Raw genomic sequence first — 22,823 nt, 5'->3', positions numbered from 1 at the left:
GGTATTAAGCCTTTTGCAGTGTCAGAACATTTTCAATATGGTGTGTCTGGGGAAACATGTCGACAGGCTGTGACCTTACCGGTTTATATCCCTTTGAGACAATTTCTTTTGCATCTCTCGCCTGCGTTGCCGGGTTGCAACTGACGTAGATAATTTTCTTCGCACCGAGCAGATGAATATTCGCCGCTATTTTCGGATGCAGTCCGCTTCGCGGCGGGTCCAAAACAATTATCCCGGGCATCGGAAGAGATTGCCTCGAGAAGTTTTCTAGAATATCTCTTCCTTTGAAGAGATCGAGCAGGTCTGTTTGAATAAACTTGACGTTTCTGACTCCGTTTAAGTCTGCATTTTCGTTCGCATCTCTCACCGCTGATTCAACGAGCTCAAATCCACAGATTTCTTCCGCAAGCGCAGATAAATACAAGGATATGCTTCCCGTCCCACTGTAAAGATCGAAGATTATTCTCATATTCTCATTCAAATTCGTTTTGACAACTTTGTAGAGTTCCTCAGCCTGACGGGTATTTGTCTGAAAAAATGAAAGCGGAGAAATTCTGAAAGAATAATTCCCAATCTTGTCGGTGATGTAACCGCTTCCGAAATGCGTCTTCCATATTCTCCCCGAAGCAATCTGCGCGCGAGTCGAATTGACAATCGAAGCAAACGTCGAGACGAACCGCAACTCGTCGTGCAGTCTCGAAGCAAGTCCGTCAATGATACCATTTTCCTCCAACACGGTCAGGCTAACCATCAATTCTTCTGTTGCAAATGATTTTCTTACGGTCAAAAACCTGAGCAACCCGGAATGTTTCTCGGAATTATAAATCGTTAGACCGAGTTCACGTCTCAGTTTAGAATCCGGCGCGATCGCGTCGCGGAACCAGTTTATCACATCATTGACATTTTTGTCCGCAAGGTGGCAATGTTCGACATCTATCGTCTTATCATACCTTCCCGGCGAATGAAAACCGAGAGCGACCTCGCCCGTATCATGCTCCAGTATCCTGAACGGATTATCGGAGAACGTAAGCTCGAGCTTGTTACGGTATTCATATACTTCGCCCGCACCGATAGTTTTCGCCACTTCAATTTCAAGGCCGCCGATTCTTTCGAACACATCGATCACTTGCTGACGCTTAAATCGGATTTGTTCTTCATAATCAAGATTTTGCCATTTGCAGCCGCCGCAGATTCCGAAGTAACGACACCGTGGTACGGCGCGGAATGAGGAAGGCTTTACTATTTCAACCACCTTTGCTTCTGCATAATCTCGCTTGCGCTTGAAGACCTTTGCTTTCACAATGTCGCCGGGAACGCCGCCGGAAACAAATATGACATAGCCATCTATTTTTGCTATCGCTTTTCCTTCAAGCGCGATAGAATCGATTTTCAGCTCAACGACTTCGTCAATCGCAATCATTCCGCAATTATTCCCATTATATCCATGACGTTGGTATCGGTAGGACCTGTCATAATCAGGCCGCCATATTTTGCGAAGAATGAATATGAATCGTTTTCCGAGATGTATTTCTCGACTACCGCCGGTCCATTTTCAACTCTCTTCAGCACATCAACTGAAGCATATGCACCGGCGGCATCGCTGTTTCCATCCTTGCCATCCGTACCGAAGGAAAAAACAATTAAATTGCCCAACGTCTCAAGTTTGATTGGAAGTTTAGCGAGTTTATATAAGGCTTCGAGAACAAGTTGCTGGTTTCTTCCTCCTGTTCCCGAGCCGGTGATCTTTACGGTTGTCTCACCTCCGAGAAGTATAAGTGTAGGATCCCTCTTACCTTCGAGCCCGATCGAACGCGCGATTGAAACCAGCAGATCGGCAGCGCTCTGCGTGTTCAAATCAAGGAAGCGAGTCAAGACGAGCGCACTAAAGCCCTCCTTGATTCCGGCATTTTGCGCAGCGCTCATTGCATCGACGTTGGATGCGATTATTTTCACATAATTGTTTTTAAGATTAACCTTCGAATACGATTTGCCAGTCTCCAACAAAATTTGCGGGATCGATTTAGGTACTCTATCCATCAGGCCGCTTCCTTCAAGAAAAGCGAATGCGTCGATTGGAGTAGTCGGATCCTCGATGCTCAGTCCGCTCGCGATGCTCGGCAGATCATCTCCGATTACATCTGAAATTATCAAGGACATTTTTTCAGACTCCGGCGAAAGTGCCGCCAGTTTTCCGCCCCCCACTTGGGAAAGGTGCCGTCTCACCAAATTTATTTTATCAATAGGAAACCCGTTATCGAAAAGGAGTTTCAGTGTCTCATTTACTTCACTTAAACTCACCCCGCTTACGGGAAGAAATGCCGCCGCGCTTCCGCCGCCGGATATCAAGAAAATCAGCAGGTCTTTTTCGGCGCACGAGGAAACGGAGCTGATGATTTCTCCCGCGGCATCTACACTTTCCCTGTCTGGAAACGGATGTCCCGTCTTGAAGAATCGAAATCCTTTCACTTCGAAATGTTTCTCGACCGGTGATGCAATTATTCCGGTGGCATTATTCCCAAGTTTCTTCTCGATCTCATACGTCATGGCTTCGGCGGATTTTCCTATTGCAATGCACTTTATGTTTTTGTACCTATCCAGATCGAGCTCTTTACCAAATGCGTCAAGTCTATTGCCGTATAGGTAAAAGCCCCGCTCAAACAGAGTCGAAGGCTTCACTGCCTCAATTGAACCGTCTACAATCTCTTGCAGCAATCGGCCGACGGTAGAGTTTTCGAAAACATGCAGCCCTCCATATTTATCGGTGATCACATGCCTGTCGACCCGGGAATTAAGTTATTAACCGGTGAGGTTCGATCTGCTGCAGCCACTGGCGATCTTTCGCGGCTCATGGGAATAATACTTTCTCAGGTGCTCGATATTTTCAAAAGACCCACACGATTTGAATACTCCTCGCATTCCGCTGCAGGATCACCCGATGCAGAAAAAATGTAAAGAGGATATAGCCTGTTGTATATCTTCATTGCGAGCGCGAGAAGACTCTTTGAATAAATTGTGCGGTCTGACTTTCCTAATTCTTTCCCGAAGATAAGGTAATCTATACCTCTGAATTTTATGTGGTCGCGTTTCGGGTTGAATTTTTCCGCAATGGGTTCCGTACCGCTTCGCAGCTCGTAAGCGGAAAACTCGACGCCTATCTTAAACTTCCTGCAAATCTCGAGAAAAGCGGAAACGTGAGCGGAAATATTCTCCTCAAAGAGTCTGCGGCTGTCTTTCTTTTCATTGTTCACAAAGGATCCAATCTCAATACCGTTTCTATCAAGATAAAGAAACAACTCTGAATCCCATTTCCCTTTCCCGAACCGTATCAAGAAAAAGTCTTTATAAGGTTTCTTGGCAAATCTCATGTCCCTGTTTAAGCGGACAAGTGTCCTGTTGAATTTCGGCTCAGTATCAAATGTGGGGTTGATGAACTTGATGAAGGGCCCAATTGAAGTCACGAAGGCACGTGCCGGGTTCATCAAATATTTTTCGTACTCTTCTCTGTGTTTGTTGAACCACGTTACGGAATTATGCGTGTATAATTCGCCCAGGAATTCAAATGTCTCCTTAAAAAAGCCTTTGAATTCGCCTCCATTAGTTTGGGAAGAATCCGTTTCTGCCCCGACACGTTTCCTTTTGGCGTGTGATTTTTGATGCGAAATCTTTTTCCGTGTCTTTGATTTCATTTCTTCCATTACTTCAGCTTGTCTGCCAAATATTCTGCAATCCGTGCCGAAGCAATTCGTTCCTGCTGCATCGAGTCCCTGTCTCGAATCGTCACCGTCTGGTCCTGCAGAGTTTGGGAATCCACCGTCACACAAAACGGGGTTCCAGTCTCATCCTGGCGCCGGTATCGCCGACCAACTGCGCCGCTGTCGTCATAAAATACCCGGAACTGCGGGCGCAAATCCTTTTCGATCTTCCGCGCAATTTCCGGCATGTCCTCGCGATTCACCAGAGGAAAGACAGCCGCTTTGATCGGAGCGAGTTTCGGATGAAGTTTGAGGACGACTCGAGTCTCTGTTCCGCCCTCCGCTGTCGGTGCCTCCTCCTCATGGTACGAACCGACGAGAAATGCCATGAAAGATCTGCTCGCACCAGCCGATGTTTCAATATCAAATGGGGTATATTTGTCCTTCGTCTCTTCATCGAAATACTTCATAGACTTTCCGGAATATTCTTCGTGCCGCGATAGATCGTAATTGGTCCTGTTATGAATTCCTTCAATCTCGCCCCATCCGAACGGGAAAAGAAATTCTATGTCATAGGCGTCCTTAGCATAGTGTGCCAGCTTGTCCTTTGGATGCTGGTGCCATTGCAGCTGCTCTTTCTTCATGCCGAGATCAATGTACCATTGCATTCGCTCTGCGCGCCAGTATTCGAACCACTTATCATCCGTTCCCGGCTTGACGAAAAACTGCATCTCCATCTGCTCGAACTCGCGCGTCCGAAAAAGAAAATTCTTGGTATTTATTTCATTGCGAAATGCTTTCCCGATCTGCGCGATGCCGAACGGAAGCTTCTGCCGCGATGCGGTCAACACGTTCTGAAAGTTCACGAAGATGCCCTGTGCAGTTTCAGGACGCAGGTAAACTACCGACGACGAATCCTCGACAGGCCCGACAAAAGTTTTAAACATGAGATTGAACTTGCGGGCTTCAGTGAATGTCCCTTTATTTCCGCAATTAGGACACGGGAGCATCACCGCGATTTCAGCTGCCTCCTGGTCGGTGGAAACCGCTTCTGCAAACTCCGCTTCTATTACGTCATCTTTCTGTTGCCCTGCAAATTTCTGCGGAACAAGCTCGCGCAATACTTCCTTCTTTTTCTTGATCGACAAGTCATCAAAAAGAACATCGACACGATATCTCGCTTTGCACTGTTTGCAATCGACCATCGGATCGGTAAAATTCTCGACGTGTCCTGAAGCTTCCCACACACGCGGATGCATAAGGATGGATGCATCAATGCCTTCGATATTTTCACGGTAGGTCATGTTCTTCCACCATTGCTGCTTCACATTGTTCAGCATTTCCACGCCAAGGGGACCGTAATCCCAGCAGCCGTTCAGGCCGCCGTATATTTCACTCGATTGAAAAACAAATCCTCTCCTTTTTGCAAGTGATACTATCTTGTCAAGAGTCAACTCAGTTTTCGACGCCTGTGTCATTTCAGTTCGCTTTTTTGATTCAATATATCAAACAGCGGGAAATAAAGGAATATTACGCGGCGGATTAGTTAAACCAATGACTTACCCGCATCACGCTGGAATTCTACCCCCTCACAAAAAATCTTTCCTTTCCATCTTGACTTTGAAAGGTAAAATTTTGCATTTTATGTCGCAGTCGGGAAACGGCTAAGAGTATTAACAAGTGTAGGGTGATACCCGAGATTGCACCAAAAACGTTTCTTTCTCGAAGAAACCTTTGGGATCTTCGAGATCGAACGATAATTAAACATGGAAGGCCAAGTGGAAAATCAAATGGAACCAGAGGAGAAAACTGTAGCTCAGAATAAGCGTGCGCGTCACGAGTATCAGATTCTGGAGACTACCGAAGTGGGAATCGTTCTAAAGGGAAGCGAAGTAAAATCTGTGAGACAAGGAAAGGTCGATATCAGCGATTGTTTCGCCTCCATCAAGGACGGGGAAATTTGGCTTCACAACATGCATGTCGCAGCATACCAGAATGCCGGTCCTTTCAATCATAATCCCAAGAGATCGAGAAAACTTCTCTTACACAAGAGAGAGATCAAAAAGATTTTCGGCAAGACAAAACAGAAGGGTCTTTCGCTTGTTCCTATCCGGCTTTATTGGAAGCACGGCTTAGCTAAACTGGAACTTGCTCTCGCTAAAGGGAAAAGATCTTTCGATAAACGTGATGCGATCAAGAAACGCGATCAGGAGCGCGAGTTGCGCCAGCACGGTAACGACGCTCAAGCATGACCATGCCGGAAAATTTCCTATTCTCGACAGGATCCATTCGGACAATTCGACAGGAGAAAAATAGCTAAGGTTGTTTCCTTCACTCAACGAACAACTTGATCTGATTAGGCGGGGCACCGCAGAAATCATTCCGGAAGAAGAACTTGCGAGTAAGATTGAGAAATCAATCAAGGGCAAGGTTCCTCTCAATGTAAAGCTGGGCTGTGACCCGAGCCGGCCCGACCTTCACCTCGGACACTCAGTCGTGCTCCGAAAGCTCAGACAATTTCAAGATCTTGGACACACCGCAATACTGATCGTCGGTGATTTTACCGGGATGATCGGCGACCCGTCGGGAAGAAACAAATCCAGACCATCGATGACTCTCGAAGAGACGCGGCAAAACGGAGAGTCATACTTCAAGCAGGCATCGAAAATTCTTTCGACGAAAGATCTAAAGATAGTCTATAACTCCGACTGGCTTGGAAACATGAATTTCGAGGACGTTATTAAGCTTGCAAGCAAATATACCGTTGCACGAATGCTGGAGCGGGATGATTTCGAAAAACGGTACGGCAGCGGAGAGCCGATAAGCGTCCATGAGTTCCTTTACCCTCTTGCCCAAGCTATGGATTCGGTGGCGATCAAAGCTGACATCGAGCTTGGCGGCACGGACCAGAAATTTAACCTTCTCGTCGGAAGGGACATTCAGCGCGAGTATCAATTGGAACCGCAGGTGATTTTGACCATGCCGCTTTTAATCGGAACCGACGGCGTCGAGAAAATGTCCAAGTCGTTGGGGAACTACATCGCGATAACCGATCCGCCTGACGAAATGTACGGCAAGACTCTCTCAATTCCTGATACCCTGATCTACGATTATTTTGTTCTCACGACTGACGTGCCGGAGCCAGAGCTTAAGACAATCAAGAACCAACTTGAATCCCAATCGGTAAACCCGCGAGACTTAAAGAGAAGGCTGGCTCGAGAGATCGTGACGCTTTACCATGATCAGGAAGCAGCAGAGCAAGCGGAAAAGAACTTCGACAAGATTTTTGTAAGGAAGGAAACACCTGAAGAAATCGAGGAGGTCACATTAGGCCGTGGCGAATTGGTAATCTTCCAGCTCCTAGTCGAAATAGGTGCTGCAAAATCGAACGGTGATGCCCGTCGTTTAGTTAACCAGGGCGGTGTAACAATTGACGGCACGAAGGTCGCTGATCCGAATGCCCGATTGAGAGTTGATACACCATTTATCCTGAAAGTTGGAAAAAGAAAGTTTTACAAAATAAAAAGGTAATTTCAAACATAGGTAGAGCTGATTTATCAACAACTTAGAGTAGAAACGTTTAACCAATAAAAGGAGATGTGAAATTGTATGTCCCGACCAGAATTTTTTTCACCAAAGGGGTAGGCCGCCATCGCGACTATCTTCAGTCTTTCGAGCTGGCGCTGCGCGACGCGAAAATCGAGAAATGCAACTTGGTCACCGTATCGAGTATTTTTCCTGCGGGATGCAAACGCATTCCGATTGACGATGGACTGAAGCTTCTTCAGCCCGGACAGATCACATTTTGCGTGCTGGCCAGAAATTCCACAAACGAGCCCAACAGATTGGTCGCCGCATCAATCGGGGTAGCGACCCCGAACGATTCGTCCCAATACGGCTATCTTTCCGAGCACCATCCGTTCGGGGAGACCGATGAAAAAGCGGGCGAATATGCCGAAGACCTCGCAGCCACGATGCTTGCGACAACTCTGGGCATCGAATTCGATTCCAACGCAGCATGGGATGAACGGGAGCAGCAATACAAGATGAGCGGGAAAATAGTTAAGACTTTCAACGTGACACAATCGGCCGAAGGAGATAAACGCGGGATTTGGACGACGGTGATCGCAGCGGGAATACTTTTGCCGTAGTGAGTCGAACCCATGATTCAGATCATGGGTTCCGCGTTTTCGTTCCTTTACCTTTGAAAAAAGTGTAGCAGAAAACTCCATCGTCTTTCGTGGTGCGATAGAGGTCGTTAATCCCCTGTTCCCATCTGCCTTCCCCTATCAACGAATTACTTATTGCCTCTTCTTTAACACCCTCAATCATGGCAGTAAACGTGTTTCTAATGAAGCCATCGACTAACCGCGGCTTACTTGAATCCACATAAACCAATCGGGGCGTGACCGTGCAATGAGCGAAGCCTGCTTTACGCAACAGCGGATAAAGTTCTCTGCCAATAAGGGCATTACCTCCATGCTTCGACTGCAACTTTACCTGGCAGTCTATGGCTTCCTGAGCAGCGTCGCTCCGAGGATAGTAATACGCGGACCCGTGGTCGCCTTCTACAACCATGATCGTTCCGTCTTTCCGTAATACATTCTTTAAGTTAAGCAACGCCCCCAATGGATTAGATAAGTGCTCCAGAACGAAGCAGACAAATATGTGGTCGAACGATTCCGGGCCAAACTGTAAGTCGAAAATATCACCTACCTGGAACGTCACATTATTAATCCCAAGCTTGCAGATCGAGTTTCTTGCCTTTTCAAGCGACGTTTCCGAAATGTCAACCGAGGTAAATTCACAGGCAGGATTTTTTTTCGCTATTATTTTAGTTTGAGATCCGACTCCACAGCCTACCTCCAACACTTTTGATCCTTCCGAAAAGATAGAATCATGATGCAACAATTCATCGAGCGTGTCTGCTTGATCATGTAACCTTCTCGACTCCCTGTCGGAGTATCCATGAACATATTTACTCATCTTCTGATATCCGTTGAATACTTATTAAAGGTCGTTCACTCCGATGCCTCTATAGGAAAGAAGAACTGAAAAAACTATTGAACCGCGGATCAACATGCTATCCGATTGCGAGATCGAGACGATCCAGAGATCCGATACCGTACCCCTTATGGTTACGGCATTTCGTTTTTCTCAGCCCGCTGCCGTCAGCGCTTCGGCGCCGGAAACGACCTCGAGCAATTCTTTGGTGATGGACGCCTGCCGTGCTTTATTATATTGGAGCGTCAGCGTTGCGATCAATTCACCGGCGTTTTCGCTCGCGTTGTCCATCGCTGCCATGCGCGCCCCTTCACTCGCGGCGTTACTTTCCAGCAGCACTCTCCAAATCTGATATTCAAGATGACGAGGGATCAAAGACTCGAGAATGGACGAGCTGTCGGGTTCGTAAATGTACTCTTGCAGGTGATGTGACAATCCTTCGGCCGACAAAGTTTCTCTCGGAATCGGAAGGAACTGTTCTATTAACAATCGCTGCTGGATTATGTTCTTGAATTCGTTATACACGATCTCGACCCGGTCATAGTCGCGGCTTAAATATCCTTTGATGATTTCCGATGCAATGTCCTTTGCGATATGGAACTGGAGATCATGGTACACACCGGAGTAATTCCCGATTACTTCATATTTCCGCCTCGAAAAGAAATCATACCCTTTTCTTCCTACGGCAAACAACTTCACTCCGCCGGACAAATTCTGGTACCGTGTTGCTATGAGGTCGTTCGTTGATTTGATAATGTTCGAGTTGAAGGCCCCGCAGAATCCCCGATCGGCAGTAACGACGACGATGGCAGCCCTTTTCAGATCTCTCTCTTTCACAAGCGGATGTTCACTAAGGTCCGCGTTGGCTGCAAGATGCTTCATGAGCTCGCTGATCTTCCGTGAGTACGGGCGTGCAGCAATGACGGCAGCCTGTGCACGGCGAAGCTTCGCCGCAGCGACCATCTTCATCGCCTTTGTGATTTTTTCAGTGCTCGTTACGCCAGATATGCGCCGTCTTATTTCGCGGAGCGTCGGCAATTCCTGTTCCTTTCGTGAGTCTTACGCTTCCAGACCTTAGTAACAAGATGAAAGCTATTTCTTGAATAGCACAACAAAGTCTCTCGTTATTTCATGAAGCCTTTTATCGGTTTCAAGATCTATGTCCTTCGTATCTGCGATCCTGTCAAGAATGTTCCGATGCTTCAACTCCATCATCTCAAGAAACTCCTTCTCAAATCTATCAATGCTTTCGACCGGGAGTTCATCCAGATAGCCGTTGGTTCCGGTGAAGATGAGCACCACCTGTTTCTCAACCGGCATCGGCACATACTGCTTCTGTTTGAGCAACTCAACCAAACGCTGGCCTCTCCGAATCTGCGCCTGTGTTACCTTGTCAAGGTCGGATCCGAATTTTATGAATGCTTCCAGCGCGCGAAATTGCGCGAGATCCAATCTCAGTCTTCCTGCGACCTTACGCATCGCTTTGATCTGCGCGTTTCCGCCGACCCGCGAGACAGAAATTCCGACGTTGATCGCCGGACGTACGCCGGAGTTGAAAAGACTCGGCTCGAGATAAATTTGTCCGTCGGTGATCGAGATTACGTTTGTCGGAATATAAGCGGATACGTCGTTCGCCTGCGTCTCGATGATGGGAAGTGCCGTCAGACTTCCGCCGCCGAGCTCGTCGCTGAGTTTCGACGCGCGCTCGAGAAGCCTGCTATGCAGATAAAAAACATCTCCGGGATAGGCTTCGCGTCCCGGCGGCCTGCGAAGAAGCAGAGAGACTTGACGATATGCCCACGCATGTTTTGACAGATCGTCGTAAATAACCAGCGAGTCGCGACCGCTGTCCCGGAAAAATTCTCCGAGTGTACATCCCGAATAAGGTGCAATGAACTGCATCGGCGAAGGCGTGCTTGCGGCCGCAGAGACGACGGTCGTATACTCCATGGCTCCTTGCTCTTCAAGCTGCGCTACGACCTGTGCCACGGTAGACGCTTTTTGTCCTATGGCGACGTATATGCAATAAACGGGTTTGATGCCTCTTTTCTGGGCGGTGTCCGTATGAGTGTACTTTTGGTTGATAATTGTATCAACGGCAATTGCCGTTTTACCCGTCTGCCTGTCGCCTATAATGAGCTCGCGCTGTCCCCGTCCGATCGGGATCATCGAGTCAATCGCCTTGAGTCCTGTATTCAGGGGCTGCTTCACCGGCATCCTTGCGATGACTCCGAGCGCTTTCCTTTCAACAGGAAGAGACTCTTTAGTCTCGATCGCACCTTTCCCGTCAATCGGCTGGCCCAGCGGATTAATGACGCGCCCCGACATCGCTTCCCCGACGGGCATCGACATCACTTTTCCTGTTCGACGAACCTGATCTCCTTCTTTCACCAGAGTATCGTTGCCGAACAACATGCAGCCGACATTGTCCTCTTCAAGATTTAGTGCCATTCCGAAGACGCCGTTGGGAAATTCGATCAGCTCGCTTGCCATAACTTTCTGCAAGCCGTAGACGCGCGCTATTCCATCGCCTACCTGCAAAACGGTCCCGACATCGTAGATGTCGACTTCGCGCTCGTAACCGGAAATTTGCTTTCGCAATATCGCAGTTATTTCATCAGGTCTTACTTGTGCCATTTTCTTAGATTCTCAATTTCAAATTTTACTTTTCAAGACAAAAATCTATTGTTGATAATCGACAATAGATTGCTTTTCACTTTGCACTTCAAACTAACCGCCGGCAAGCTGCTGCCTTAAGATTTCCAGCTGTCGACGAACACTCCCGTCGTACACAGTGTCGCCGATCTGTGCCATGAACCCGCCGATCAGGTCTTTCTCAATCGAAAAAGAAATACGAACCTTCTTGCCGGTCATCTGCTCTAATTTGGACTGTACTTTAGCTTCCTCGGCCCTATTAAATTCATAAGGAGCTTTCAGATCGGCATTTTCGATGCCAACAAGGATGTCGTGCAGGACGCCGTACTCGACGGCAATAAAGTAAGTCAAGACCTCCCGGCCTTTATCAATAAGGAGGAAAAGAAACCGCGCAGTCAGATCGTCGACTCGTCCTTTAAAAAGCGCCTCTACCGATTTCCGCTTCTTTTGCCGATCAATTATCGGACTTTGAAAAAAAAGCCTGAGATCGTTCGATGACTCTACCCAATCCCGGATCAATTGCATGTCGGCGGCAACCTTTTCAGTTATCTTCATCTCCGACGCAAGTCCGAGTAAAGCTCCGGCGTATCTTTTTGCTGCTCTGGTTTCCTTCATTGCTTCTTAATTTTTGCCCAGGGAGTTGATAAAATTCTCGACCAACTTTTTCTGCTTCACCTCGTCGATAGTTTCATCAAGAATTTTTTCCGCGGCTTTGACCGCAAGTTCGGCAACCAGTCCGTGAAGCTGAGTCATCGCAAGCTGCTTGTCGCGCTCGATTTCATCGCGTGCTCTTTCAAGGAGTTTGTCTCCCTCTGCTCTCGCCTTCGATGCCAACTCAGATCTAATTTTTTCACCAAGTTCGCGAGCCTCCCGAAGCACCTGCTGGGCCATCTCCTCGGCTTTTGCAAGGTTCTTCTTATTCTCTTCCAGGATTCGCTCGGCTTCCCTCTTTGCTTCTTCGGCTCTTTCCAGAGATTGACGGATCGATTCTTCGCGGGTCTCAAGATTATTGAGAATGGGTTTCCATGCATACGACCGCAAGACTACTAGAAGTACGCCGAAGGTCAACGCGGTCCAGATTATCAATCCAGTATTTAGTTCAAGCATGTCGCTCCTATTTGCTGTTCGCTATCGTGTAGCCGCCCGGCAGTCCGTTTAGCGATCGGCTATTCACTTTAAAGCAAGTATAATGGTTATGACCTCAGCGAAGAGGGTGACACCCTCGATAAGGGCGGCTGCAATAATCATGGAAGTTCTGATATCGCCGAGCGCGTCGGGTTGACGTCCGCTCGCTTCCATCGCAGAAGACGCAAGCTTTCCAATCCCAAGTCCTCCGCCAATCACGGCTAGTCCGGCGCCAATTCCCGCCGCAAGATGTGTTAATCCTAAATCCGGCATTTTATTCTCCTAATTTTAAATTTTGGATGATGAATTTTTAATTTTTAACGTTGACTTCTTAATGTTGATGAATCGCCAACCCGACGAAAAGTGCGGTCAGCATCGTAAAAATATAAGCCTGTATGAGTCCGACAAGTATTTCCAGCAAACTTATGAAGACGGCAAAAGCGATCGAGATAGGTGCGATAAATATCGAGTGGAAGATAAAAATTAATCCTATCAACGAGAAAATCACAATGTGGCCGGCGGACATATTCGCAAAAAGACGAACGCAGAGAGCGAACGGCTTCGTGAAGAGTCCCAGAATTTCTACGATAACCATAACAGGGATGACAAACAGGGGAATATGAGGAGGCATCAATCCTCTAAAGTAGCCGACGAACCCGTGATCGACAATCCCTGAAATTTGAATCACGAAGAATGCTATTATTGCGAGAGCGGCAGTCACATTTATGTTTCCTGTCGGAGTCGAGGTGTACGGAATCAATCCTACAAAATTCGAAAAGAGAACGAAAAAGAATAAGGTTAGAAAATATGGAAGGAGTCTTTTGCCTTTTTCACCGATCGCACCCAGCACGATATCGTCTCTCACAAATACTACTACCACCTCAAGAGCGTTCGCCAGTCCATGAGGTACCAATGGCTTCTTGCCGGCACGATCCTTTCGATAGCTTCTCATCGCCGCTTGCACAAAAATCAGCAGGAGGAGCACTGCAAACCAGATCATCACAATATGCTTTGTCAAAGAAAAATCTATCGTCATGCCGCCGATGTGCACCGGCGGAAACTGGGGAAGATGAATCTCGCCGAACGGCTTGAACTCCAGAATGTGAGAATCTGCAACGTGCTCGATTATCCAGGTTCCATTTGAAGCGCTGGAGGAACTTGCCGCAGCCGACATAACTGTATCGGGGGCAGTACTGCCTGCGTTTGCTGCAATCAGATTTGAAGCACCCACAAATCCAGGGTCAAAAATCACGTTCGCGTCCCATTTTTGATTTCAACTCTCCTATTCAGAAAAACTACTTCGAATATCGTCATGGCGAAGTAAAAGATTAATAAGCCGGTGACTAAGCCGACTATGTGAATCTTGAAAACCTTTATAAGCATTATGAAGATTCCAAGGAGAACCAACAGTCGTATTCCCATTCCGATGAAAACTCCCTTTAAGAATGCAAGGCTGCTTTTGTCAATGAATTTCTCTATAGTCAAAAATCCGAAGACGCCGTTCAATAGCCCGATCGATGCGCCCAGAAAATACGCAAGCTCGAAAGCTCCGCTCGCAAATTTCCAGGTGAGTAAAAACGAAATGACTCCCATCGCAATCAAGCAGGCGAACAATATCCTGAGCATTCTCTTGCGCATCGACTGAATCTGTGGCTTGTCGATCTTCGGTAAGGAAGATTCAACCTTTCCGTTTGGTATCACTCTTGCTTAGTTTTTGAACTTCTCTTATGAAATTGAAGAATCCGCCGATCAGTCCTGCTGCAGCACCTGTTAAGAGCAGCCAGGGATACGTATTAAAATGCTTGTCAAGGAAAAAACCGATAAGCAACATACCTGCAACAGACGCAGCCAGCTCCGTGCCGAGTCCCATGAAAGGTGCAAGCTGTCTGTAAGCTTCACCCAGACTTTCTCCGAGCGTTTGCTTTTTCTTCATCCAAGATCCCGTCTGCGGGACCGCATTCACAAATCATCTGAACAGTTCGCTCTTCTGGTCAGGTCTTCGATCACCACTCATCTCGCATTTTCCATCAAACATCGCACCTTCATCGATGACCAACTTGGAAGCTCTTATATCGCCCTTTATCCTTGCTTTGCTTTCGAACACTAATTTATTCTTCGCATTAATATTGCCGGTAACTTTTCCGCCGACTGTCACGGTTTGTGCGTCCACGTTGCCCGATATTTCACCGTTGGCGCCGATGACCAAATCACCTGTCAACGAAATATCGCCGGTTACCTGTCCATCTATTCGAAGGCTTCCTGAACTCGTAATCTTTCCTTCAAAGCGAGTTCCCTGTGCCACTATGTTAATTTGGGTTTCTTCTTTTGCCATGTCAGTTCTTCGTTAGTAAATAATTCTCTGGGTTGAGGTTTTTACCATTCTGCCAGAGTTCAAAGTGAAGGTGCGGTCCGGTGCTCGTAACTCCGGTGGAACCGATAAGCGCGATGGCTTCACCTCTCGTCACTTTCGTGCCGACATTCACCAGTATTCGTTCACAATGTTTGTAAACCGTGATGTAGTCGTTTGCATGCGCGATTATCAAAGTATTTCCTCCGCTCAAAGTCCAATCAGCAAACAAAACTTCCCCGGCGGCGGGCGCGACTATTGATTCTCCTTCCGGTGCAGAAATATCAAGACCGTAATGTTGAATGGAATAATCCACGCTTCGAGTAACGAAACCTTGCGCCGGCATCAGTAACGGGAACAGTGAACTTCCTTCATTTGATTGAGCAGTACCCGGGGAAACCGGCATACTTTGTAGTGAGGCGCCCTCATTGTTCATCCCTTTAGTCTCAACTGACTCTGGTCGCGCCTCGATCTGATTCTCCGATGTTGCGGCCTCATGCCGTGGAGACAGCTGCGTGTTTATTGTATCTGCAAAAATTCCGGTATCGCCCAGCGCGCCTCGCAATTTAAAATTATACGACGCCAGGTAAGCTAATTGCTGCTGAACACCTTCTACCTTACCTTCCAGTGAACGTATTCTTTCGAGCTGCTCCGCTCGCGTACTGAAATATTCCGGGAGTATCAGCTTGCCGAGAGGCGTTTCAATCATGATGAAAACGCTCAAAGCACCGATAATAACAAATCCAAAAAGAACCAGCAGCACTAATTGAAGTCGAGATGCCTTGAATGTCTTCGATGGCTTCTCAGCATCCGATAATATAACAAACGTCAGCTTAGCTGACGCTGTCTTTTCATGGGATGATTTACGCTGCATTTCAACAGGGAATAATATAGAAACAGGCTGTAAGAATGTCAATGGAAGTAAATTGACAAAAGCGCAGTGATTTTCCGCCTTTGACTTTTGAGCCTTGAATTGATAAAATGAGCTATGGAGCAGTCATGACAATCTGTGGAAGCAAGATGGATCGAACCGCAGCCTTCGCACAGAATGAAGATACGAATAGGGAGCTTTCAAAGAAAATCCAAAAACAAATCGAGCAGGCGAAAAAAGGTGGCGGTGAGGAAGCGGCAAGAAAACAAAAGGAACGCGGCAAGATGCTTTCACGCGAGCGCATATCGCATCTGATAGATCATGGCACACCTTTCAGAGAAATTGGGACACTTGCTGCACACGGGCTCTATGATGAGTATGGTGGAGCCCCATCCGCCGGCATTGTGACCGGAATCGGGAAAATTCATGGACGATACGCTGTCGTCGTCGCAAATGACTCAACTGTGAAAGCGGGTGCCTACTTTCCTCTCACGATCAAAAAGAATCTCAGGGCACAGGAAATAGCCATTCGAAATAGAATCCCGATAATTTACTTAGTCGACTCCGCTGGAGTATTTCTGCCGATGCAGTCGGAGATCTTTCCTGACAAAGATGATTTTGGAAGAATTTTTTACAACAACGCGATCTTGAGCTCGATGGGAATTCCGCAATTGGCAGCAATCATGGGACCGTGTGTCGCCGGCGGCGCTTATCTCCCTATCATGAGCGATGAGTCGATAATAGTGGAAGGGACGGGAAGCGTGTTCCTCGCAGGGCCTCACCTCGTCAAAGCTGCGATCGGCGAAGAGACCGACATTGAAAGATTAGGCGGAGCTGAAACTCATTCCTCCATCTCGGGCATAACGGACTACAAGGTGAAATCAGATCTTGAGGCATTGAAACTAATTCGTGACTTAATTTCCCATCGTGGTCTGCAAGAGAAAGCCGGCTTCGAACGATCGGAACCGCACCCGCCGAAATTCGACCCGAAAGAAATCAGCGGAATTATTCCTGTCGAAAGATCGAAACCGTACGACATGTATGAAATCATCTCTCGAATTGTCGACAAGAGCGAGATTGACGAATACAAGGCAACTTACGGCAAGTCGCTTATTTGCGCCTATGCGCGAGTAGACGGCTGGTCGGTCGGAATTGTTGCAAACCAGCGTACGGCGGTAAGATCAAGAAAGGCGGACAATTCAAGTGAGATGCAGATCGGAGGAGTGATATATTCCGACGCGGCGAACAAAGCCGCGAGATTCATCATGAATTGTAACCAAAAGAGGATACCTATCGTATTTTTCCAGGATGTCACAGGTTTCATGGTCGGAACACGGGCCGAAAGAAGCGGAATCATAAAAGACGGAGCCAAGATGGTTAACGCTGTCTCAAATTCCACCGTACCGAAATTTACGTTCATAATCGGAAACAGCTTCGGCGCCGGAAACTATGCGATGTGCGGGAAAGCCTATGAACCTCGCCTGATTTTTTGCTGGCCGTCGGCGAAGATCGCCGTCATGGGCGGCGAACAGTCCAGCCAGACTCTGATGAGCATTCGTCTTCAGCAATTGAAGCGATACGGCAAAACGGTTTCCGACGATGAACAAGCAAGACTTCTCGACGAAGTAAAGAAACGTTACGAAAATGAGATGGAACCGACTTATGCTGCCGCAAGATTATGGGTCGACGACATAATAGATCCTCTGGAAACTCGTGATGCAATTTCACTTGGTATAGAAATGGCAAACAACAACCCAGAACTCGAAAAGTTTAACGTCGGTGTCGTTCAAACTTGATACGATCTCTTTTTAACTTTCTTCTCTCAATTCTTTTGACACTGCTTTTTTCAGGAAGTGTTTACGCTCAATTCGATGCTCTGAAAAAAATATTCGAGCCGGGTGTACTCCAGATAACAGACAGCCTCCGAAGCTACATAAGAGGAGACGATTTTCCCGAGGTGAACCCAGAAAGAAACGAGGAGCTCAAACATATCGACTTGCTTTTCGAAAAAGGCATGGAACTATCCGAAAATGGAGTTGGCGACGCACTCCTTGCGATCTCGTTTGCTGTTTTGAACCGCACATTTATCAAGCCGACATTTCCCTTAATAGGCACCATCCGACTTCCACTTCCAGCCGAAGATTCGGTCAACGCAGCGTCGCGAATAACAAAATTGCCCCGATACTTTTTTTCAGACTCGCCGCGGGACAAATGGGGTGACAGCGCGAAGCTAGTGCACTTTTTCGGTTCGGCATATTTAACCTATGAAACCGGGACAAAAAAATTGCCAGATGCAATCGGAATTTGGGTTGAGGAAGGTGAATCGACTTTCAAGCTGGATTCTGTCGGGCAGCAAAGAGATGTTTTTATAAACAGATTGGGTCAGCAGTTCGGAGACGCGCTGAGTCAAGGCAGACAAGTTCTACCTTCCGACTTCCTGAGAGCGGAGTATATCAGGAAATAAGTCTCTTGATCAACTCCAGGTCTTCGTGTGTGGTCAGTTTCGGATTCAAATGCCGGGGCTCAACCGCCAACGCTTTAACGCCAATTTTCTCCATCAGCGTGATCTCGTCCGTGGCTTCAGAGATATTCCTGACCGTCTTATAAGCCTTCGACAGCAATTTCGACAACATGACCTGCGGCGTTTGTGCGCCATAAATGCTCGAGCGGTCGATAGTTCTTTCGCAGAAATTCTTTTCGTCAACTACCTTCAGAGTATCTTTTATTTTTGCCGCAAGAAATGCTGCTCCATATTTCCATCCCGCGTCGATGACGGAGTCAAGGTCGGATTTCGACAGAAGCGGTCTCGCGGCATCATGGATGCACACAAGATCTTTCTCAGTTATGTGAGTTCGAAGCTGCTCATATGCATTGCGAACCGAAATCGCCCTCTTATCTCCTCCTTCGACAATCACGGTGAGATTCTCCATCTTCAATGCTTGGACAACATCTTCAAATCTGCGAAAAGCAGTTTTCGGGACCGCAATGCAGATTTTTTTGACGTCCGTCAGTTCTCGGAAGAGACCTAGGATGCGCGCGAGGAGCACGCTACCGTTGACATCTACAAGAGGCTTGACGAGACCTCCGAGACGACTCCCGGCACCCGCAGCCGGGATGATCACTCCAATCCCGCGGAAGTCTGTCCTGCTCCTCGCGGGACTACCAATGACTTTCTTTCCCATTTACAGAATCAACATTGCATCGCCATAACTGTAGAACCGGTAGCCGTCTTTTATCGCTTTCTTGTAGGCACGCATCATCAAATCATGACCGGTGAACGCGCTCACAAGCATGATCAGCGTAGTCTCGGGTAAATGAAAATTAGTTATCAGATGGTCAACTACCTTGAAATCAAAAGGAGGATAGATGAATTTATCCGTCCAGCCTCTGCCAGCCTTGACATGATTGTCGGTGGTGACATTTGACTCGAGGACCCGCACGACCGAGGTCCCGACTGCGTATACTCTCTTTCTGGAATCGATTGATTGGTTAATCGCCTTTGCGGTCTCAGGCGGGATTTCGAAGAACTCCGAGTCCATTCGATGCTTGGTCAAATCTTCGACGTCCACTGTTCGAAACGTTCCTATCCCGATGTGGAGAGTGACCGGCAGAATTTTCACGCCCCTCTTTTCCAGTTTTGAAAAAAGGCGCGTCGTGAAATGAAGTCCCGCGGTGGGAGCGGCCACAGCGCCGACCACCCGTGCGTAGATAGTCTGATAGTCTTCCTTATCTTTATCGGTCGGTTCTCTCTTGATGTAATGCGGCAGCGGCATCTGCCCGATCCTGTCGAGTATCTTGTAGATGTCTCCCTTGTAATTGAATTTGATAGTCCTGCCGCGACTGGTAGTATTGTCGATCACCTCCGCATACATTTTCTCTTCATCGAAGTAGATCTTGTTTCCTATTCGGACCTTCCTTGCAGGTTCGACAACGACATCCCAGATTCCTTCCTCATGATTCAACTCCCTAAGGAGAAGTACTTCTATCTTTGCGTTAGTCTTTTCCTTTCTTCCCATCAGGCGCGCAGGAAAAACCTTCGTTTCATTTACGACAACAGAGTCTCCTTTCTCAAGATAATCTGCAATCTCATGAAAGTTCTTGTCCTCAATCTGTTGGGTCTTCCTATCGACGACCATCATTTTCGCATGGTCGCGCGGATGAGCAGGAGATTTTGCAATCAAGTTGCGAGGAATCGGATACTTAAAATCAGAAAGTTTCATAAAGTCATAATCCCTTTGTTTGGTTTTCCCTTCTCGATGTTTTTGGAAAAATTTCCGACCGCCTCATTGGAGAAGCGGCCGGAAATGGGACTACGTTTTACCTTCTTGCCTTTTTCGTTCTTTTGGATGACGGCTTCTTGGTCGTCTGCCTTGCTCCGCGAGCCTTCAGAGGAGGTTTCGCCGGATATGTAAGCGCAGCACGGGCAGCGGCCAGTCTCGCAATCGGCACTCTGAATGGCGAGCAGCTGACATAATTCAGTCCAATCATGTGACAGAACTCGACCGAAGACGGCTCGCCGCCATGTTCGCCGCAAATACCGAGCTTAAGACCCGGCTTGACAGATCGGCCCTTTTCCTTCGCGATCTTCATCAACTGACCGACACCATCACGATCCAATACTTCAAACGGATCCTTGGCGTAGATTTCCATTTGCGTGTATGGAATCAGGAAGCGGCCCGCATCGTCACGGCTGACACCAAGTGTTGTTTGAGTCAAGTCATTTGTGCCAAAGCTGAAGAACTCCGCCGTCTTTGCAACCTCATCGGCAGTGAGTGCACCCCGCGGAATTTCTATCATGGTTCCGACAAGATACTCGAACTTCACGCCTTTTTCCTTCATCACCTCTTCGGCTGCTTGCCGTACAATCTTTGCCTGGCCGTCAAGTTCCTTCACATTGCCGACGAGCGGGATCATAACTTCCGGCTCGACCTTTATTCCCTTTTTCTGGACGTTGGCTGCCGCTTCGAAGATAGCGCGGCTCTGCATCTCAGTTATTTCAGGATAGATGATGCCCAGCCGGCATCCTCGGAATCCCAGCATCGGGTTGAACTCGTGAAGATCTTCCACGCGCTGGTGGACTTTCTCATAGCTGATTCCCATTTGCTGGGCTAGTGCACGCTGTGCCTTTTCCTCATGCGGCAGGAATTCGTGGAGCGGCGGATCCAGGGTCCTGATCGTTACCGGCATGCCTTTCATGGCTTCAAAAATTCCTTCGAAGTCGGCTCGCTGGAGAGGGAGCAATTTTGCAAGTGCCTTCTTGCGCGCGTCCAGAGTATCAGCGAGAATCATCTCACGCATCGGCCCGATCTTACCCTCACCGAAAAACATATGTTCAGTCCGGCAGAGACCGATTCCTTCTGCGCCGAATGCCACTGCGTTTGACGCTTGATCGGGCTGGTCGGCGTTCGTACGAATTTTCAGGGTTCTGTATTTGTCCGCCCACTTCATGATTTTCTCAAACTGCTGGAATATCGGGGCATCCTTGGGATCCAGAGTTCTGTCGATGATAACCTGCAAGACTTCCGACGGCTTTGTTGCAACCTTTCCTTGAATGACCTCGCCGGTTGTCCCATCGATTGAAATCCAATCGCCCTCTTTAACAACTTTTCCATTAACGTGCATTGTATGAGTCGAGTAATCAATCTCAAGAGCCGAGCATCCTACGACGCAGACTTTTCCCATCTGGCGTGCCACAAGCGCGGCGTGCGAGGTCATGCCGCCCCTCGCAGTCAGGATGCCGTTCGCAGCATCCATTCCTCTGATATCTTCAGGAGAAGTCTCGATGCGGGTTAGAATAACCTGCTCGCCCCGTTTGTGCCACTCTTCAGCGTCAGGTGCGTTGAAAACAATTCGTCCGGTTGCAGCTCCGGGTCCTGCATTCAGTCCTTTCGCGAGAAGCCGGCTGTCATTCACCGCAGCACTTTTTTCCTTCAAATCAAATACCGGTCTAAGAAGCTGATTCAACTGATCAGGCTCGATTCTGCCGAGAGCTTCCTTTTCGGTTATCAGTTTCTCATCGACCATGTCCACAGCTATCTTGATTGCCGCAAATGCTGTTCGCTTACCGACGCGGCACTGCAGCATATAGAGTTTACCCTCTTGAATAGTGAACTCGATATCATTCATATCTCGATAATGTTTCTCGAGCGTCTTGCGAATTTTTTCGAGCTGGTTGTATACCTTCGGGTTCTCATCAGCAAGTTTCGAGATGGGAATGGGAGTGCGAATCCCCGCGACGACGTCTTCGCCCTGGGCGTTCATCAGATATTCACCGTAAAAAACATTTGCACCCGTCGCCGCATCGCGGGTGAACGCGACGCCGGTACCTGAGGTCTCGCCCATGTTGCCAAACACCATGGCAACTACGTTGACGGCTGTTCCCCATGATTCAGGAATGTCGTACATTTTCCTATATGCGATCGCGCGATCGTTGTTCCATGATCCAAACACGGCACCGATCGCTCCCCACAGCTGCTCTATCGGGTTTTCCGGAAAGTCGTGGCCGGTCTTTTCTTTGATGGCATTCTTGAATTTGATCACCAGGTCCTTCAAATCGTTGGCGTTTAATTCCGTATCATGGTGCACGCCCTTTTCTTTTTTCTTCCGCTCGATGATCGCTTCGAACGGATCTATTTCATCTTTGTGAATCGGCTTCAACCCGAGAACCACGTCACCGTACATTTGAACGAAACGCCTGTAGGAATCATACGCAAACCGCGGATTGTTGGTCTTCTTTGCAAGCCCTTCTACAACTGTATCATTTATTCCGAGATTAAGAATTGTATCCATCATTCCCGGCATCGAAGCCCTCGCACCGGACCTGACGGAAACCAGAAGCGGATTATTTTTTTCGCCGAATTTTGCGCCCACCGATGATTCAAGGCGCTTGACAGCCTTGTCGACCTCAGCTTTTAATGACTTAGGATAATTCCTCTTGTTGGCATAATAGTATGTGCAAACCTCAGTGGTGATTGTGAATCCCGGAGGAACCGGCAAACCTATGTTTGTCATCTCCGCAAGATTCGCCCCCTTTCCACCGAGAAGGTTTTTCATTTCAGCCCTTCCCTCGGCTTTTCCGCTGCCGAAGAAATACACGTATTTCGTTTTACTCATCTTATGACCTCCATTA

General features: G+C 47.9%; 23 protein-coding genes. 5 read left to right on the top strand and 18 right to left on the bottom strand.

What is annotated here, in order from left to right:
• Positions 1-4 precede the first annotated feature (4 nt).
• The 4 genes from rlmD to VLX91_16355 form a co-directional block, all read right to left on the bottom strand.
• Positions 5-1,420 carry a 23S rRNA (uracil(1939)-C(5))-methyltransferase RlmD gene (gene rlmD, locus VLX91_16370; protein HUI31785.1) on the bottom strand — a complete coding sequence of 472 codons (1,416 nt, stop codon included), beginning with the start codon at positions 1,418-1,420 and terminating at the stop codon, positions 5-7.
• Positions 1,417-2,712: a DUF4147 domain-containing protein gene (locus VLX91_16365; protein ID HUI31784.1), complete on the bottom strand. Its 1,296-nt coding sequence runs from the start codon at positions 2,710-2,712 to the stop codon at positions 1,417-1,419. Before VLX91_16365 ends, rlmD begins: the two co-directional genes overlap by 4 nt.
• Positions 2,713-2,864: 152 nt before the next feature.
• Positions 2,865-3,686: a DUF2461 family protein gene (locus VLX91_16360; GenBank protein ID HUI31783.1), complete on the bottom strand. Its 822-nt coding sequence runs from the start codon at positions 3,684-3,686 to the stop codon at positions 2,865-2,867.
• 8 nt (positions 3,687-3,694) lie between these two features.
• Positions 3,695-5,170 carry a glycine--tRNA ligase gene (locus tag VLX91_16355; protein HUI31782.1) on the bottom strand — a complete coding sequence of 492 codons (1,476 nt, stop codon included), beginning with the start codon at positions 5,168-5,170 and terminating at the stop codon, positions 3,695-3,697.
• Positions 5,171-5,482: 312 nt separating this feature from the next.
• Between VLX91_16355 and smpB the strand changes: the two genes are divergently transcribed.
• The 3 genes from smpB to VLX91_16340 all read left to right on the top strand — a co-directional run bounded on the left by smpB (position 5,483) and on the right by VLX91_16340 (position 7,843).
• Positions 5,483-5,944, top strand: a complete 462-nt coding sequence (gene smpB / locus VLX91_16350; GenBank protein HUI31781.1) for an SsrA-binding protein SmpB — start codon at positions 5,483-5,485, stop codon at positions 5,942-5,944.
• 70 nt (positions 5,945-6,014) lie between these two features.
• Complete coding sequence (gene tyrS, locus VLX91_16345; GenBank protein ID HUI31780.1) at positions 6,015-7,223, top strand: tyrosine--tRNA ligase; 1,209 nt, start codon at positions 6,015-6,017, stop codon at positions 7,221-7,223.
• A 68-nt stretch (positions 7,224-7,291) separates the two neighbouring features.
• Positions 7,292-7,843, top strand: a complete 552-nt coding sequence (locus VLX91_16340) for an arginine decarboxylase, pyruvoyl-dependent (protein ID HUI31779.1) — start codon at positions 7,292-7,294, stop codon at positions 7,841-7,843.
• Positions 7,844-7,865: 22 nt separating this feature from the next.
• Here VLX91_16340 and VLX91_16335 read toward each other — a convergent pair whose 3' ends face one another.
• The 11 genes from VLX91_16335 to VLX91_16285 form a co-directional block, all read right to left on the bottom strand.
• Positions 7,866-8,678, bottom strand: coding sequence for a class I SAM-dependent methyltransferase (locus VLX91_16335; GenBank protein HUI31778.1), 813 nt, complete (start codon positions 8,676-8,678; stop codon positions 7,866-7,868).
• 171 nt (positions 8,679-8,849) lie between these two features.
• On the bottom strand, positions 8,850-9,734 hold the full coding sequence (gene atpG, locus VLX91_16330; GenBank protein HUI31777.1) for an ATP synthase F1 subunit gamma: 885 nt from the start codon (positions 9,732-9,734) through the stop codon (positions 8,850-8,852).
• Between the two features lie 54 nt (positions 9,735-9,788).
• Positions 9,789-11,333, bottom strand: a complete 1,545-nt coding sequence (gene atpA, locus VLX91_16325) for a F0F1 ATP synthase subunit alpha (GenBank protein ID HUI31776.1) — start codon at positions 11,331-11,333, stop codon at positions 9,789-9,791.
• Between the two features lie 93 nt (positions 11,334-11,426).
• On the bottom strand, positions 11,427-11,966 hold the full coding sequence (gene atpH / locus VLX91_16320) for an ATP synthase F1 subunit delta (GenBank protein HUI31775.1): 540 nt from the start codon (positions 11,964-11,966) through the stop codon (positions 11,427-11,429).
• A gap of 6 nt (positions 11,967-11,972) precedes the next feature.
• On the bottom strand, positions 11,973-12,458 hold the full coding sequence (gene atpF / locus VLX91_16315) for a F0F1 ATP synthase subunit B (protein ID HUI31774.1): 486 nt from the start codon (positions 12,456-12,458) through the stop codon (positions 11,973-11,975).
• A 63-nt stretch (positions 12,459-12,521) separates the two neighbouring features.
• Positions 12,522-12,749: an ATP synthase F0 subunit C gene (gene atpE, locus VLX91_16310; protein HUI31773.1), complete on the bottom strand. Its 228-nt coding sequence runs from the start codon at positions 12,747-12,749 to the stop codon at positions 12,522-12,524.
• Between the two features lie 58 nt (positions 12,750-12,807).
• Positions 12,808-13,728 (bottom strand): F0F1 ATP synthase subunit A, encoded by a 921-nt coding sequence (atpB, locus tag VLX91_16305; protein ID HUI31772.1) that lies wholly within the window; start codon positions 13,726-13,728, stop codon positions 12,808-12,810.
• The gene (locus tag VLX91_16300; protein HUI31771.1) at positions 13,725-14,177 is read right to left on the bottom strand and encodes an ATP synthase subunit I; all 453 of its coding nucleotides are present in this window, start codon (positions 14,175-14,177) and stop codon (positions 13,725-13,727) included. Before VLX91_16300 ends, atpB begins: the two co-directional genes overlap by 4 nt.
• Positions 14,155-14,409, bottom strand: coding sequence for an AtpZ/AtpI family protein (locus VLX91_16295; protein ID HUI31770.1), 255 nt, complete (start codon positions 14,407-14,409; stop codon positions 14,155-14,157). Before VLX91_16295 ends, VLX91_16300 begins: the two co-directional genes overlap by 23 nt.
• A gap of 33 nt (positions 14,410-14,442) precedes the next feature.
• Positions 14,443-14,808, bottom strand: a complete 366-nt coding sequence (locus tag VLX91_16290) for a polymer-forming cytoskeletal protein (GenBank protein ID HUI31769.1) — start codon at positions 14,806-14,808, stop codon at positions 14,443-14,445.
• A gap of 1 nt (position 14,809) precedes the next feature.
• Entirely contained in the window at positions 14,810-15,697 is an 888-nt protein-coding gene (locus VLX91_16285; protein HUI31768.1) for a M23 family metallopeptidase, read from the bottom strand.
• A gap of 107 nt (positions 15,698-15,804) precedes the next feature.
• Between VLX91_16285 and VLX91_16280 the strand changes: the two genes are divergently transcribed.
• Together VLX91_16280 and VLX91_16275 are read left to right on the top strand one after the other, a co-directional pair.
• Positions 15,805-17,490, top strand: coding sequence for a carboxyl transferase domain-containing protein (locus tag VLX91_16280; GenBank protein HUI31767.1), 1,686 nt, complete (start codon positions 15,805-15,807; stop codon positions 17,488-17,490).
• A 35-nt stretch (positions 17,491-17,525) separates the two neighbouring features.
• Positions 17,526-18,158: a hypothetical protein gene (locus VLX91_16275; GenBank protein ID HUI31766.1), complete on the top strand. Its 633-nt coding sequence runs from the start codon at positions 17,526-17,528 to the stop codon at positions 18,156-18,158.
• Here VLX91_16275 and VLX91_16270 read toward each other — a convergent pair.
• From VLX91_16270 to ppdK, 3 genes are all read right to left on the bottom strand, one after another.
• Positions 18,148-18,876 carry a 2-C-methyl-D-erythritol 4-phosphate cytidylyltransferase gene (locus VLX91_16270; GenBank protein HUI31765.1) on the bottom strand — a complete coding sequence of 243 codons (729 nt, stop codon included), beginning with the start codon at positions 18,874-18,876 and terminating at the stop codon, positions 18,148-18,150. The two genes, VLX91_16275 and VLX91_16270, sit on opposite strands and share 11 nt — an antisense overlap.
• Entirely contained in the window at positions 18,877-19,914 is a 1,038-nt protein-coding gene (gene queA / locus VLX91_16265; GenBank protein ID HUI31764.1) for a tRNA preQ1(34) S-adenosylmethionine ribosyltransferase-isomerase QueA, read from the bottom strand.
• A 97-nt stretch (positions 19,915-20,011) separates the two neighbouring features.
• Positions 20,012-22,807: a pyruvate, phosphate dikinase gene (ppdK, locus tag VLX91_16260; GenBank protein ID HUI31763.1), complete on the bottom strand. Its 2,796-nt coding sequence runs from the start codon at positions 22,805-22,807 to the stop codon at positions 20,012-20,014.
• Positions 22,808-22,823 lie beyond the last annotated feature (16 nt).

This window comes from Candidatus Acidiferrales bacterium (assembly GCA_035515795.1).
In the GTDB taxonomy this organism is placed as follows: Bacteria; Bacteroidota; Ignavibacteria; order Kryptoniales; family JAKASW01; genus JAKASW01.
This window is presented reverse-complemented; position numbering and strand designations above follow the sequence as displayed.